13 protein-coding genes are annotated in these 14,183 nt (G+C 68.0%); 4 read left to right on the top strand and 9 right to left on the bottom strand.

Features of this window, described 5'->3' with window-relative positions; all coding sequences use genetic code 11:
- The first annotated feature begins 149 nt into the window (after positions 1 to 149).
- Entirely contained in the window at positions 150 to 1,412 is a 1,263-nt protein-coding gene (gene nhaA, locus AC3ANX_RS20245; protein WP_488335006.1) for a Na+/H+ antiporter NhaA, read from the top strand.
- Here the strand turns inward: nhaA and AC3ANX_RS20240 are convergent.
- On the bottom strand, positions 1,313 to 2,512 hold the full coding sequence (locus AC3ANX_RS20240; protein WP_488335005.1) for an MFS transporter: 1,200 nt from the start codon (positions 2,510 to 2,512) through the stop codon (positions 1,313 to 1,315). The genes nhaA and AC3ANX_RS20240 overlap by 100 nt on opposite strands.
- A 100-nt stretch (positions 2,513 to 2,612) precedes the next feature.
- Between AC3ANX_RS20240 and AC3ANX_RS20235 the strand changes: the two genes are divergently transcribed.
- Positions 2,613 to 3,503: a DMT family transporter gene (locus AC3ANX_RS20235; protein WP_488335004.1), complete on the top strand. Its 891-nt coding sequence runs from the start codon at positions 2,613 to 2,615 to the stop codon at positions 3,501 to 3,503.
- A 1-nt stretch (position 3,504) separates the two neighbouring features.
- On the opposite strand, the gene AC3ANX_RS20230 is transcribed toward AC3ANX_RS20235, so the two are convergent.
- The 7 genes from AC3ANX_RS20230 to AC3ANX_RS20200 all read right to left on the bottom strand — a co-directional run bounded on the left by AC3ANX_RS20230 (position 3,505) and on the right by AC3ANX_RS20200 (position 9,803).
- Positions 3,505 to 4,548, bottom strand: a complete 1,044-nt coding sequence (locus AC3ANX_RS20230; protein WP_488335003.1) for a sensor histidine kinase — start codon at positions 4,546 to 4,548, stop codon at positions 3,505 to 3,507.
- Positions 4,548 to 4,991 carry a response regulator gene (locus tag AC3ANX_RS20225; RefSeq protein ID WP_488335002.1) on the bottom strand — a complete coding sequence of 148 codons (444 nt, stop codon included), beginning with the start codon at positions 4,989 to 4,991 and terminating at the stop codon, positions 4,548 to 4,550. The genes AC3ANX_RS20230 and AC3ANX_RS20225 overlap by 1 nt, the downstream gene beginning before the upstream one ends.
- Positions 4,988 to 6,517: a sensor histidine kinase gene (locus AC3ANX_RS20220; protein ID WP_488335001.1), complete on the bottom strand. Its 1,530-nt coding sequence runs from the start codon at positions 6,515 to 6,517 to the stop codon at positions 4,988 to 4,990. The genes AC3ANX_RS20225 and AC3ANX_RS20220 overlap by 4 nt, the downstream gene beginning before the upstream one ends.
- A 72-nt stretch (positions 6,518 to 6,589) precedes the next feature.
- On the bottom strand, positions 6,590 to 7,330 hold the full coding sequence (locus AC3ANX_RS20215) for an exonuclease domain-containing protein (RefSeq protein WP_488335000.1): 741 nt from the start codon (positions 7,328 to 7,330) through the stop codon (positions 6,590 to 6,592).
- A 63-nt stretch (positions 7,331 to 7,393) separates the two neighbouring features.
- Positions 7,394 to 8,764 carry a phosphoglucomutase/phosphomannomutase PgmG gene (gene pgmG / locus AC3ANX_RS20210; protein WP_488334999.1) on the bottom strand — a complete coding sequence of 457 codons (1,371 nt, stop codon included), beginning with the start codon at positions 8,762 to 8,764 and terminating at the stop codon, positions 7,394 to 7,396.
- On the bottom strand, positions 8,761 to 9,009 hold the full coding sequence (locus AC3ANX_RS20205; protein ID WP_488334998.1) for a DnaJ domain-containing protein: 249 nt from the start codon (positions 9,007 to 9,009) through the stop codon (positions 8,761 to 8,763). Before AC3ANX_RS20205 ends, pgmG begins: the two co-directional genes overlap by 4 nt.
- A complete protein-coding gene (locus AC3ANX_RS20200; RefSeq protein ID WP_488334997.1) occupies positions 9,009 to 9,803 on the bottom strand; it encodes a division plane positioning ATPase MipZ in 795 nt (264 codons plus the stop codon). The genes AC3ANX_RS20205 and AC3ANX_RS20200 overlap by 1 nt, the downstream gene beginning before the upstream one ends.
- A gap of 79 nt (positions 9,804 to 9,882) precedes the next feature.
- On the opposite strand from AC3ANX_RS20200, the gene panC reads away from it, so the two are divergent.
- Together panC and AC3ANX_RS20190 are read left to right on the top strand one after the other, a co-directional pair.
- A complete protein-coding gene (gene panC, locus AC3ANX_RS20195) occupies positions 9,883 to 10,731 on the top strand; it encodes a pantoate--beta-alanine ligase (protein ID WP_488334996.1) in 849 nt (282 codons plus the stop codon).
- 263 nt (positions 10,732 to 10,994) lie between these two features.
- Positions 10,995 to 11,300 carry a hypothetical protein gene (locus AC3ANX_RS20190; protein WP_488334995.1) on the top strand — a complete coding sequence of 102 codons (306 nt, stop codon included), beginning with the start codon at positions 10,995 to 10,997 and terminating at the stop codon, positions 11,298 to 11,300.
- A 269-nt stretch (positions 11,301 to 11,569) separates the two neighbouring features.
- On the opposite strand, the gene topA is transcribed toward AC3ANX_RS20190, so the two are convergent.
- Complete coding sequence (gene topA / locus AC3ANX_RS20185; RefSeq protein WP_488334994.1) at positions 11,570 to 14,161, bottom strand: type I DNA topoisomerase; 2,592 nt, start codon at positions 14,159 to 14,161, stop codon at positions 11,570 to 11,572.
- Positions 14,162 to 14,183 lie beyond the last annotated feature (22 nt).

Here is a 14,183-nt window from a genome sequence, read left to right as displayed (position 1 = left end):
TCTTCGAATGCTGCGTACGCATCTATACGCCTGTCCGGATCGCCCCAAAAGCGAATCCGCTCATCATGCAGTTTCCGCACGTTCGATTGTTTCGGACGCAGCATGACGGTTTCGCTCGCGAGGGCGACACGATCGGGTAGAACCGGCGCATGACCAGGACGATCTCCAAACGCGCGCGCTCGGTGTTGCGCCACTTTCTCCGGCAGGAGGCGGCAGGCGGCATCGTGCTGATGGCGGCAGCGGCGCTTGCACTGGGGATCGCCAACTCACCGCTCGGGCCGGGCTATTTCGCGCTGCTCCACTATGCCACCGGGCCGGTGCTCGCGCCGGCGGTCGGCGCGATGACGGTGCATCTGTGGATCAACGATGCGCTGATGGCGGTGTTCTTCCTGTTCGTCGGGCTGGAGATCAAGCGCGAGTTGGTCGATGGGCGGCTGAGCAGCCCCGCGCGGCGGCGGCTGCCGGTGATCGCGGCTGCGGCGGGAATGGCGGTGCCGGCGGTGCTGTTCCTGCTGGTGGCCGGCGGCGATGCGGCGCTTAGGCCGGGCTGGGCGATCCCGGCGGCGACCGACATCGCTTTCGCGATCGGGGTAATGGCGCTGCTTGGCGACCGCGTGCCGCCCGCGCTGAAGCTGTTCCTGACGACGGTGGCGATCGTCGACGACATGGGCGCGGTGGCGATCATCGCGCTGGTCTATACCCACGGCATCGACTGGATCGCGCTGGCCGGGGCAGGGGGGATGCTGCTGACGATGCTGGCGCTCAACCGGCGCGGGGTGGTGCGGCTCGCGCCCTATCTGCTCGCGTTCGTCGCTTTGTGGTGGCTGGTGCTGCTGTCGGGCGTGCATGCGACCGTCGCCGGGGTGCTCGCCGCCGCGCTGATCCCGATCACCCGTTCGCCGGGCAAGCCCGATGCGGCGGGCTCGCCGCTGCACCGGCTCGAACATGCGTTGTCGCCGTGGGTGGCATTCGGAATCGTGCCGCTGTTCGCCTTCGCCAATGCCGGCATCGCGCTTGGCGGGTTGCCCGCGCATGTCCTGCGCGCGCCACTGGTGATCGCCGTCACGGTCGGGCTGTTCTTCGGCAAGCAGGTGGGCATCCTCGGCGGGGTCGCACTCGCCGCACGGCTCGGCATCGCCGAGCGGCCGCATGGCGCGAGCTGGACCCAGCTCTACGGGGTCGCGCTGCTGGCGGGGATCGGCTTCACGATGAGCCTGTTCATCGGCGGGCTCGCCTTTCCCGGCGCCGCGGCGTTGCAGGACGAGGTGAAGATCGGCGTGCTGCTCGGCTCGGCATTGTCGGCGGTGGCGGGTTACGCGGTCCTGCGGTCGTCGAGCACCGCCAGGCCGAGCACGCCCAAGCCCGCCAGCGCAAGCGCCGCGCCGACCCAGCCGGTCGAGGTCCAGCCGTAACCGGCCGCGATCGCGATGCCGCCGAGCCACGGTCCAAGCGCATTGGCGGTGTTGAACGCGCTATGATTTAGCGCGGCGGCAAGTGCCTGCGCCTTGCCGGCGACGTCCATCAACCGCGTCTGCAACACCGCGCCGAGCGCGCCGGTGAAGCCGATCGCGAACACGTCGAGGCAGATGGACCAGAAATGCCCGGCGGCGAGCGGGTAGAAGGCGAGGCTCACCACGCTCCCGATCAGCAGCGCCGCCGCCGTCGGCATCAGCGCGCGATCGGCGAAAAGCGGCGCGATGATGTTGCCGACCGTCAGGCCGACGCCGAACACCGCCAGCACCACCGGCAGCATCGCCGCCGACACGTGCGTCACGTCGAATAAGGTCGACGCGAGATAGGTATAGACGCAGAACATGCCGCCGAAGCCGATCGCGCCGATGCCGAGCGTCAGCCACACCCGCTTGTTGGCCAGCGCGCCAAGCTCGGTAAGCGGGCTCACCCCCGGCTCGACCCGGTCGCGCGGCGCGAAAAGTGCGACGAGCAGCACCGTCAGCAGCGCGAGCATCGCGACCACCCCGAAGCCCCAGCGCCAGCCGACCGCCTGCCCAAGCCAGTTGGCAAGCGGCACGCCGAGGATCGTCGCCACGGTCAGACCCAGCATCACCCGCCCGACCGCCTGCGAGCGCTGGTTGGTCGGCACCAGCGACGCCGCCACGAGCGCGGCGATGCCGAAATACGCGCCGTGCGGCAGCCCGCTGAGGAAACGGAACAGCAGCATCCAGTGGTACGAGGGCGCGAGCGCGGACAGGCCGTTGAACAGCGCGAACGCGGTCATCAGCAGGATCAGCAAGGTGCGCCGCGACAGTTTCGCCGCCGCCACCGCGAGCAGCGGCGCGCCCACCACCACGCCGAGCGCATAGGCGCTGATGACATGACCGGCGGTCGGCGCGTCGATGTTCAGTCCCTTGGCGAAATAGGGGACCAGGCTCATCGTCGCGAATTCGGTGGTGCCGATCGCGAAACCACCCATCGCCAGCGCGAAATGAACGAGCGCGACAGGCGCGTTCGGGCGAACGGTGTCGACGGCGATAGGGCTGGCGGAGGCGTGCATGCGCTCCAAGTGGCGATGCTGCGGTGCAGCGTCAACCGCAGCGCGTGCAACCATTGTCGCGCGGGTGGCAATCGCGCGAACAGTATGCGACGCGCAGAGAATGCTGCCGTTCCTGTACCTCACCATCGCCGGCGTCTTCTGGGGACTGGGCTTCCCGCTCGGCAAGATTGCCCTGCACGAGATGGCACCCGCGCATATGGTGCTGCTGCGCTTCGCAGTCGCCGCGCTCGCCTCGCTGCCGTTCGCGCTGGGTACGCGGGAGGCGCGCGCGCTGTTCCGCTCGCCTGCGGTGGTGGGGGCGGGGATCTGCTACGGCGTGGCGTTCATGGTGCAGTTCGAGGGGCTGGCGCGCGTCACCGTCACGCTCGCGGCGCTGCTGGTCGGGGCGATGCCCGCGCTGATCGCGATCACCGCCTTCGTGCTGCGCGAGCGGGTGAGCCGGGCGTCGTGGGTGGGCGTGATCGGCGCGACCGCCGGCGCGGTGCTGATCGCGGGTAAGCCCGACGGCTCGGGTTCGCCGCTCGGCATCGCGCTGTCGCTGATCTCGCTGGCGATCTTTCTCGGCTGGCTGCTCGCGCTGCGCCGCGCGCCCAAGACGACGAACGCGATGGCGGTTCCCTCGGTCACGGTCGTCGTCGCCGCGCTGACCGTGCTGCCGCTCGCGCTGCTGCTCCACGGGGCACCGCCGCTGCATGTGTCGGCGGCAAGCTGGGCGGGAATCGTCGGGCAGGGGCTGCTCTCGACCTTCCTCGCCACCGCCGCCTGGAACATCGGCGCAGCACGCGTCGGCAGCGCGGCGGCGGGGGTGTTCATCAATATCGAGCCGCTGGTGGGTTCGATCCTCGGCATCGGCTTCTTCGGCGATCCGGCGGGCGCGACGATCATCGTCGGCGGGGTGATGATCATCGCCGGCAGCATCGTCACCGTGCTGGGCGAACGGCCGGGGCAGGGAGACCTGGCCGAGGCCGCGCACGGCCTCTCGATCGACTGACCTAGCCGAGCGCCGCGGTCAGCGTGGCGCGCACGCCGCGATGCGCAACGTCATATTCAACGATCGAGTGCAGGCTCTGCGCCATCGCCCGGATCAGCTTGGTGCCGACGCCGGTGCCACGTGCGGGCGCGGCGGTGTCCATGCCGATGCCGTCATCCTCGACGGCGAGGCGGAACTGATCGCCCTCGAGTTGCGACAGCGCGATGCGGACCTCGCCGGCCTGCATCGGATAGGCGTATTTGCAGGCGTTGCTGACCAGTTCGGTGACGATCACGCCGAGCGACACCGCGCGATCGGTCGCCAGCCGGATCGGCGCGGCATCGAGCGTCAGCGTGCGCGGCTCCGCCTCACTCGACCAGGTTTCGCCGAGTTCGTCGACCAGGGCACGCAGATATTCGCGCATGTCGACCTGCTCGACATCGTTGGTGGTGTAGAGCCGGCGGTGGACCTGCGCGATCGCGGCAATGCGACGCTGGGTATCCTCGAGCGCGGCGCGCGCGCTTTCGTCGGCGAGCGCGGTCGATTGCAACCGCACCATCGCCGAGACGATCTGGAGGCTGTTGGCGACGCGGTGGTTTACCTCGCGCAGCAGCGCCTCGAGCCGGGCGTTGCTTGCGCGCAGCATGTTCTCGGCGGCATGCTTGTCGCGTTCGAGCTTGGCGCGTTCGAGCACCTGCGCGAAGGCGGTGGCGAGCAGATCGAAGAAATCCGCGCCGACCGACTTCACCACATAATCCGCCGCCCCCGCCTTCAGCGCGGCAACCGCGATGCGCCCTTCTTCCGATCCGGTGACGTACACCACCGGCGGCGTCTCCGGCAGCTTGCCGAGTTCGGCGAGCGTCTCAAGCCCGTCCATGCCGGGCATGTAGTGATCGACCGCGATCAGATCGTATCGCTTCTGGCTGGCGAGTGCGACACCCTCCGCCCCGCCTTCCGCCACCGTGACGATGAAGCCATGACGCGCGAGCGTACGCGCGGCGAGCCGGCGCAAGCCGGCGTCGTCGTCGATGTAGAGCACATAGGAGGGCGGCGGCGTGTCGGCCATCAGTCGGCTTCGATCTCCGGCACCTGAATCACCGAGAGGAACAGGCCGAGCTGGCGGATCGCCTGCGCGAAGCTCTCGTAGTTGACCGGCTTGGTGATATAGACGTTGCAGCCGAGATCGTAGCAGCGCTGGATCTCGATCTTGTCGTCGGTGGTGGTGAGCACCACGACCGGCGTGCGTTTGAGCGCGGCGGTGCCCTTGATCTTGGCGAGGATGTCGGTGCCGCTCATGTCGGGCAGGTTGAGATCGAGCAGCACCAGCGCCGGGCCGTTGCGCGCCGGGCCTTCCTCATGGTTGAACAGGTAATCGAGCGCGGTGGTGCCGTCGGTGAAATGCTTGATCGCGTTAAGGATGCCGGCGCGACGGATGTTCTTCTCGATCAGGCGGGCATGGCCCTCGTCGTCCTCGATCATCACGATGCTGACGGAGCGGTGGTCGGTCATGCTGGGTCTCGCTCGCTTCGGTTCTTCTGGGTTTCGACATAGACCAGGGGCAGGTTGATCCGGAAGGTGGAACCCCGGCCAAGGTCTGACGCTACGTCGATAGTCCCGCCAAGCCGGTACGCCAAGGCACGGACGTGCGCCAGCCCGATCCCTTCGCCGGGCTGGTCCTGCGTGCCCGAGCGGCGGAACAGATCGAAGATGCGGGCATGGTCGGCGGCGGCGATGCCGCGGCCGTTATCCTCGATCTCGAAGATCGCGCGCAGCCCCTCGCGGCGGCCGCGCACGACGATGCGGCCGGGGCGTTTGGGATCGAGATACTTGATCGCATTCTCAACCAGGTTCGACAGGATCTGCTCCAGCGCGAGCCGGTCGCTGACGATGCCGACCATCGGCTCCTCCACGATCATCTCCGCGCCGCGATCGTCGAGCAGATGCTGGAGGCTGGCGCGGATCGTCGTGGCGAGCGCGGCAGTGTCGAGCGGTTCGGGCGCGATCACGCGGCGGCCCTGACGCGACAGCTTGAGGATCGCGTTGATGAGCCGATCCATCTTCTGCGTGGAGGTGCGGATGAAGCCGATCGCCTCGGGCAGATCCTCGCGCGCCGCCAGCCGCGCATCCTCGGTGACGATGCCGGGGGCCTCCGTCTCGGCGCGTTCGATCAGTTCGGCGATCGTCGCGGTCGCGGTCTCCAGCTCGGCGGTGAACCCCATCACGTTGACCAGTGGCGAGCGCAGATCGTGGCTGACGATATAGGCGAAGCGCTGCACCTCCTCGTTGGCGCGGGTCAGCTCGGTGGTGCGCTCCGCAACCAGCTCCTCCAGCGAATCGGCGAAATCGCGGATCTGATCGCGTGAGCTGGCGAGGTCGCGCGTGTAGCGCAGCACCGTCGCGATTGAGAGCAGAGCGACGAGCGCGAGCAAGACCCCGGCGACCGCGAGCACGCCGTAGAAGGCGCGCACCGCATCGCGCTGCTCGGCATCGCGAATCGTCAGCAGGCGCGTTTCCTCGTCGCCCATCCGCGTCAGCAGGGCACGCAGCCGGAACATCCGCCGCGCCGCCTTCTCCGCGGTGAAATCGCGCACCGCATCGGCTGCCTTGCCGTTCGCGACCAGCGTGTTGGTATGGGTGCGCTGTCCGAGCAGATCCGCCACCAGCGGGCGCAAGGTCGCGACGTTGGCGCGCTGGACGGGGTTATCCGACGTGAGAGTGGCGATATGGTCGATTTCGGGGCTGGTCTCCCTTGCGGCAAGATCGTAATTGCGGCGATAGTCGAGATCGCCGGTCAGCAGATATCCGCGCCGCGCTGTCTCGCCCTGTTCGATCAGCGTGCGCGTGCGCGCGATCGCGAGCTTCACCGTGTAGGTGTGGTTGACCGCGTCGGTATGCGCCTGGTTGCGCATCGTCGTCCACACCGCCGCCACGCCCGCCACGAGCAGCGCGGCGAAGCCGATCGTCATACAGGCGATCAACAGGCGGCCGATCGACTCCTGCGTTCCGCCGAACACCCGTATGACACGTCCCATCATCGCGGGCGGTGGTAGAGCGCACCGCCGCAAAACACCAGTGACCCGAAATTGATGCAGATCAAGGCTGTTGGCCTACAGCAAGCGCTCCTGCAACGTCTGCCGGCCGACGAAGCCGCCACCCTGTCGCCGCGCCAGTTCGGTCTCGGCGGTGAAGCGCACGTCGATATCGCGATCACCAAGGAACTTGGCGAGCGATTCGTCCTCGATCTCGTGCCATTCTTTGCCGCGATCGGGGCCATAGCGCACGCGCGGCAAGAGGCCGGGCATATTGGACCATTCCAGCAACTGCGCCACGCTCGCCTCGTTGAGCATGTCGCGCAGGTGGAAGGCGGTGACATAGGCGTCCGGAAAGGCACGGTGCGCGGGCAGGCCGCGTTCGTGTTCGATTCCCTCGGGCTTGCGCCAGTAGCGCAGCACCTGATTGGAGAAGCTCGGCGCATCGGGCCACAGCCGCATCGCGCATTTCCAGGTGCAGATCCATTCGGCGCTGCGGGTGAGTGCGGGGGTGCAGAATTGCTGCTCGAAATCGGCGCGGTGCGCGGCAAGCGCGACGCGGCGCGGCCACGGATCGAGCGCCTGGCGCGCGACATCGTGCCACATCGGCGCATCGGCGACCTGTTCGTCGAGGATATGGTGGATCGCCTGCGTGATCGGCGGCATCGACCGGCCGGGATTGACCAGCCGCGAGCCGCCTTCGCCGACCAGTTCCCAGCGGCCGTCGGGTTGCAGCGCGACGTCCTGCCAGCCGATCTCGCACACGCCATGCGCGGGCGGGGCGGGGCCGGTGGTTTCGAGATCGACGACGCGGATCATCGCGGGGGGCGGGGGAGGAGGCATGGTGCCTAGGTGGCGGCTCGTGTGCCGAAAAGCCAGACCCTAGCGCGCCCGCGACACCCCGCTCGCGGCGAGGTGCGCGTCGATCTGCGCGAGCAACCGGTCGAGCCCGGCGGCGTCATGCGCTTCCGCGCGCGCGGTCAGCATGTCCTGCGTGTGTGAGGCGCGCAGCAGCCACCAGCCGTCCGCCGTATCGACGCGCGCCCCGTCGGTGCGATTCACCGCCGCGCCTTCGGCTTCGAGGCGAGCGAGCACTTCCTCCACCACCGCGGACTTGCGTGTGGCAGGCACAGCGAAGCGCAGTTCGGGCGTGTTGACCATCGATGGCATCGCGTCGCGCAACGCGCTCAGCGTGCGGCCGCTGGCATGCACCGCCGCGATCAGCCGGACGGCGGCATAGTGCGCATCGTCCGCGCCGCCGAAATCGCCGCCGAAATAGATATGGCCGCTCATCTCGCCGCCGATCGGCGCACCGGTTTCGCGCATCTTGGCCTTCATCAGGCTGTGGCCGGTCTTCCACATCACCGGTTTGCCGCCGAGCGCGCGGATGCGATCGAACAGCGCGCTGCTCGACTTGACGTCGCCCAGCACGGTCGCGCCGGGCGTCTCGGCGAGCGCGGATTCGACCAGAATGGACAGGACCTGATCCGCCGCGATCACCCGCCCAAGCGCGTCGACCACGCCGATCCGGTCGCCGTCACCATCAAAAGCCACTCCGAAATCGAGCTGCTTGGCCGCGACCAATGCCTTGAGATCGGCCAGATTCGGGTCTTCGGAAGGATCGGGATGATGGTTGGGAAAATTGCCGTCGACATCGGTGAACAGCAGGTGATGCTCACCCGGCAGACGCTGCACGAGTTGCTCGATCACCGGGCCGGACGCGCCGTTGCCGGTGTCCCAGCCGATCCGGTAGGCGCCGCCGGTGTGGCCGGCCAGCAGCCGCTCGACATAGCCGCCCAGCACCTCGGCCTGCGTGACGCTTCCCGCCCCCTCGATCCAGTCGCCCGCCTGCGCCAGTGTGCCGAGGTGCTGAAGGTCGCGCCCGAAAAACGGCGCGTGCTGCAACACGAACTTGAAGCCGTTCTGATCGGCGGGATTATGGCTGCCGGTTATCTGTACGCCGCCATCCACCTCTAGCGTGCGTTCGGCGAAGTAGAGCATCGGCGTCGGCCCGAGCCCGATCCGCACGACATCCACCCCGCTCGCGGTAAGCCCGCCGACCAGCGCCGCTTCGAGCGCCGGCGAGGACAGTCGCCCGTCATACCCCACCGCGACGCGCGCGCCGCCGGCACGCCGCACGCCGGTCGCGAAACCACGCCCGAGCGCATAGGCGTCGGCTTCGCCCAGCGTCTCACCCACCACACCCCGCACGTCATATTCGCGCAGGATCGACGGGTCGAAACGGTGCGTCACCGTTTGAGCAGCACGTCGCGCGCGGCGTTGATCCGCCGCGCCAGCTCCGCCGAACCGCCGCGATCGGGATGCACCGCCGAGACGAGGCGGCGGTGCGCGGCGCGGATCGCATCCGCATCCGCGCCCGCGCCAACCCCGAGGATCGCGCGCGCTTCCTGCTCGTCGATGCGCGGAGCCGCGGGCTTACGCCGCAGATAATACCAGCCGAACGCGAGCAACGCCGCGAGGACGAGGAACTTCGCCACTATGCGACCAGCGAGACGGCGGGATCGGGCAGCGACAGCGCGTTCATCATCTCGCGCAGTTCCTGCCGCGCGGCGACGTGGCTCAGCCCCATTTCGCCGAACGCGCCGGCATCGAGCATGGTCAGCCCCTGCGGGAACAGCTCGCGGTAGATCACGCGCTCGCCCAGCCCCGGAATGATGCGGAAACCGACCCGCTTGGCAAGCTGGTCGAGCGCGGAGGACACGCGGCGCATGTTGCGCGCCTCGATATGCTGGACGCGGTTGCGCAAGACCACCCAGTCGATCGTCACGCCGTCGGCGCGCGCGCGGACCTTGCGCGCATCCCAGATCAGCTCGGCATAGAAGCTCGGCCGCGTCACCTTGTAAGTGTCGGGGTCGACCTGGCCGATCAGATCGAAGTCGACGAAACTGTCGTTCATCGGCGTCACCAAGGTGTCGGCGCGCTGCGCGGCGAGCCGTGCGAACGGGTCGTCGCGGCCCGGCGTGTCGATGACGAGGAAGTCGCTGCCTTCGGACAGTTCCTCGAACAACGCCTCGAACTTCGCGTCGGTCACGCCGTCATGCGTGGCATGGCGTGGCGTGACGAGATCGCGCCCGGTGCGCTTGGCGGTGGTGGCGCGATTGTCGAGATAGCGGCCCACCGTACGCTGGCGATGGTCGAGATCGAGCGCGGCGACCCGGCCGCCCTTCGCGGCGAGCGCGATCGCGACGTGGACCGCCGTGGTCGATTTGCCCGTGCCGCCCTTTTCGTTGGCGAACACGATGATGTGCGGCTTTTTTGCGTCGCCCGGCAATGTCTTATGATCCCCTTGTTGCCCGTATCGGCCATCGCCCATAGAAGGCGCGGCCATTCTTACCGGAGGCTCGACGCCCGTGCAAACCATCCGTCAGATCGCGCCGTTGCGCGATGCCATCGCCGCCTTCCGCGCCGCCGGAGAGAGTGTCGCGCTGGTGCCGACGATGGGCGCGCTCCACGCCGGGCACATGGCGCTGATCGAGGCGGCCAAGCGGCCCGGCCGGCGGATCGTCGCGTCGATCTTCGTCAATCCGCGTCAGTTCGGCGCGGGCGAGGATCTGTCGCGCTACCCCCGCCGCGAGGGCACGGATTCGCAGATGCTCGCGCGCGCCGGCTGCGACGTGCTGTGGGCGCCACCGGTGGAGGAGATCTACCCGGACGGTTTCGCGACCAACATCTCGGTCGGCGGAGTGAGCGAGGGACTCGACGGGGCGGCGCGGCCGGGACATTTCGACGGGGTTGCCACCGTCGTCGCCAAATTGTTCAATCAGGTGCGGCCTGACGTGGCCTTGTTCGGCGAGAAGGACTTCCAGCAGCTCGCGGTGATCCGCCGCATGGTCGCCGATCTCGACTTCGGCATCGAGATCATCGGCGTGCCGACCCAGCGCGAGGACGACGGGCTCGCGCTGTCGTCGCGCAACATCTATCTCGACGAGAGCGAGCGGGTGCGCGCGGTGGCGCTGCCGCGTGCGCTGGGCGTTGCGGCGCGCGAGATCGGCCGGGGGGGCGACGTCTCCACCGCGATCGCGGGCGCGCACGACATGCTGAGCGCGGCAGGGTTCGCGATCGACTATGTCGCGCTGGTCGATGCCGAGACGCTGACCGAACATCCCGAGCCCGGCCGCCCGTTGCGCCTGCTCGCCGCCGCGCGCCTCGGCGCGACGCGGCTGATCGACAATATCGCGGTCGAGATGCAGACCGCCTGACAGCACGCCCGAATCGTTACGCGATAGTATCGATTCGGGCCGCTGAGGATCTCGGCCCTGCTCATCTTGCGATTCGCCCAGTCGAGCACACGTAATCGTGCGGAGTTGCTTGGCCGCGCGAAAAGACCGACTCGCGTTTTGGCGATCCTCCTGCGCGGAAACCCGGTCAGGGCTTATGCTTAATCGCCGTTAACCGATTTTTTAACGATCATGCGCGACACTGGCGTCACACAGATGATCGAAAAATCGGGGATACACGGAACATGGGCAGCAGCCTGAAGAGTGCGCAGTTTCTCATCGACAGTCGCGTCGCCGATGCGGCGCGCGGCGATGCCAACGCGCTGTACGATCTCGGCATGGTCTATTCGAGCGGCGCGTCGGGCGTCGGCATCGATCTGGTCGAGGCGCACAAGTGGTTCAACCTCGCCGCCGTCGCCGGCAGCGAGGAAGCGATGGCCTGCCGCAGCGAAATCGCCGAGGACATGTCGCCGCGCGAAATCGCGGTGGCGCAGAAGGCCGCACGCGCCTGGCTCGCGCTGAGCAGCGCCCGCCCGCGCCACGCGGCCTGAGGTTCGGCCGACCCAATACCCAACCGTTCGTGCCGAGCCCTTCGGCTGGCTGGCAGGCCAGCCGCTCAGGATACACTTCGGCCAACGGCCGAAGTCGAGGCACCTGCGCTCGGGGCCAACCCTCGACTTCGCTCGGGACAAACGGTTTTCGGGACGCTGCCGCACATCCACCGTTCGCACTGAGCGCAGTCGAAGTGCGCGCCACCAGCGCGCCGCCTCGATCATGTCCTTCGACTGCGCTCAGGACGAACGGGTGATGCGGTAAGCAGTTACGCCTCTTTGGCGGCCTTCGCTGCCGGCTTCTTGGCAGGCGCCTTCTTCGCCGCCGCTTTCGCCGGAGCCTTTGCCGCCGCCGCTTTCTTCGGGGCAGCCTTCTTGGCCGGCGCCTTCTTCTTGGGCTTGGCCGGAGCCGCCGCCGCGCGCGCGTCGATCAGTTGCGCGGCTTCCTCAAGCGTCAGCGCATCCTTCTCGATTGACTTGGGCAAGGTGGCGTTGGTTTCGCCATCGGTGACATATGCGCCGTAGCGGCCCTCCATCAGCTTGATCTCGGCCTCGGTGCGCGGATGCTTGCCGAGCACCTTCAAGGGTTCGCGCGCAGCGCCGCGCTGCGGACGCCCGCCACCCGCCGCCGCTTCCGCCAGCTTGACGACCGCCGCGTTCATGCCGGTCTCGAACACCTCCTCGGTCGAGGTGAGGCGCGCATATTTGCCGGCATGTTGCAGATACGGACCATAACGGCCGATCGAGGCGGTGATCGGCTCGCCTGTCTCAGGGTGCGTGCCGATCGTGCGCGGCAGCGACAGCAATTTGATCGCCCATTCGAGATCGAGTTCGGGCACATCCTTGGGGATCGAGGCGCGCTTCGCCTCCTTGCCGTCGCCGAGCTGGATGTACGGGCCGAACCGCCCCGACTTGCGTTCGACCGGCAGGCCGGTGTCGGGATCGTTGCCGAGGATCTCGTTTTCCAGCGCGCTGCCGTCCTCCGCCGCACCACCCTGGCCGAAGCGGCGGGTGTATTTGCAGTCCGGGTAGTTCGAACACGCCACGAACGCGCCGAACTTGCCGCCGCGCAGCGCGAGCTGGCCGATGCCGCAGCTCGGGCACAGCCGGGGATCGCCACCATCGGCGCGCTCGGGGAACAGATAGGGCGCGAGGAACTTGTCGAGTTCCGCCGTCACTTCCGAAGGCTTCTGCTCCATCACCTCGCTGGTGCGCGGCTTGAAGTCCTTCCAGAACGCCTCCAGCACCGCCTGCCACTCGGCGCGGCCGCCCGATACCTCGTCGAGTTCGTCCTCGAGTCCCGCCGTGAAATCATAGCCGACATAGCGTTCGAAGAAGCGTTCGAGGAACGCCGTCACCAGCCGCCCGCTCTCCTCGGCGAAGAAGCGGTTCTTCTCGGTGCGGACGTAGCTGCGGTCCTTGAGCGTCTTGATGATCGACGCGTAAGTCGACGGCCGGCCGATGCCGAGTTCCTCGAGCCGTTTAACGAGGCTGGCTTCGGAGAAGCGCGGCGGCGGCTGGGTGAAATGCTGCTCGGCGTCGACCGCTTTCTTGGCGGGCGCATCGCCCTCGCGCAGGCGCGGCAGGCGGCGCGCGTCCTCATCCGCGCTGTCGTCGGTGCCTTCCTCGTACAGCGTCAGGTAGCCGGGGAACAGCACGACCTGGCCGGTGGCGCGCAGCGCGGTGCGGTCGGTGCCCTCGGCGAGCTCGACCGTGGTGCGTTCCAGCCGCGCCGACGCCATCTGGCTGGCGAGCGCACGCTTCCAGATCAGATCGTACAGCCGGCCGTGATCGCCCGAGCCGGCGCGATCCTTGCCGAAATCGGTCGGGCGGATTGCCTCATGCGCTTCCTGCGCATTCTTCGCCTTGGAGGTGTAGTGGCGCGGCTTGTCGGGCACGTAGCTCGCGTCATAGCGGTTGGCGACGGCGAGGCGCGCGGCCGAGATCGCGCTCGAATCCATCTGCACGCCGTCGGTCCGCATGTAGGTGATCGCGCCGTCTTCGTAGAGGCTCTGCGCGATCCGCATCGTGTGATCCGCCGAGAAGCCGAGTTTCCGCGATGCCTCCTGCTGGAGCGTCGAGGTGGTGAACGGCGGCGGCGGGTTGCGCGTGGCGGGCTTGGTCTCGACCGATTGCACGGTGAAGTGGCCCGCCGCGACATCGGCCTTGGCGCGCATCGCGGTGGCTTCGTCGCCGATCGACAGCCGGTCGATCTTGTCGCCGTTCCAGCGGGTCAGGCGCGCGGTGAAGGGCGTGCCGTCCTGCTCCATCTGCGCGGCGACCGACCAATATTCCTGCGCGCGGAATGCTTCGATCTCGCGCTCACGCTCGACGATCAGCCGCAGCGCGACCGACTGTACACGCCCGGCCGACTTCGCGCCGGGCAGCTTGCGCCACAGCACGGGCGACAGCGTGAAGCCGACCAGATAATCGAGCGCACGGCGCGCCCGGTAGGCGTCGATCAGATCGGTATCGAGTTCGCGCGGATGCTTCATCGCCTCCGTCACGGTCGCCTTGGTGATGGCGTTGAACGTCACGCGCTGCACGTCCTTGGGCAGCGCCTTGCGGTTCTTGAGCACCTCCTGGACGTGCCACGAGATCGCCTCGCCCTCGCGATCCGGATCGGTCGCGAGGATCAGACGGTCGGCACCCTTGGCGAGATCGGTGATCGCCTTGAGTTGCTTGGTCTTGTCGGCGTAGTTTTCCCACTCCATCGCAAACCCCTCGTCGGGGTTCACCGACCCATCCTTGGGCGGCAGATCGCGGACGTGGCCGTAGCTCGCCAGCACGCGGTAATCGGAGCCGAGGTACTTCTCGATGGTTTTCGCCTTGGCCGGCGATTCGACGATAACAAGCTGCATGGCGTTCGGTCACATCCTTACG

This window comes from Sphingomonas sp. BRN-1R (assembly GCF_057748035.1).
Note: the sequence above shows the minus strand (reverse complement) of the source record. Positions and strands in the feature narration are given on the sequence as shown.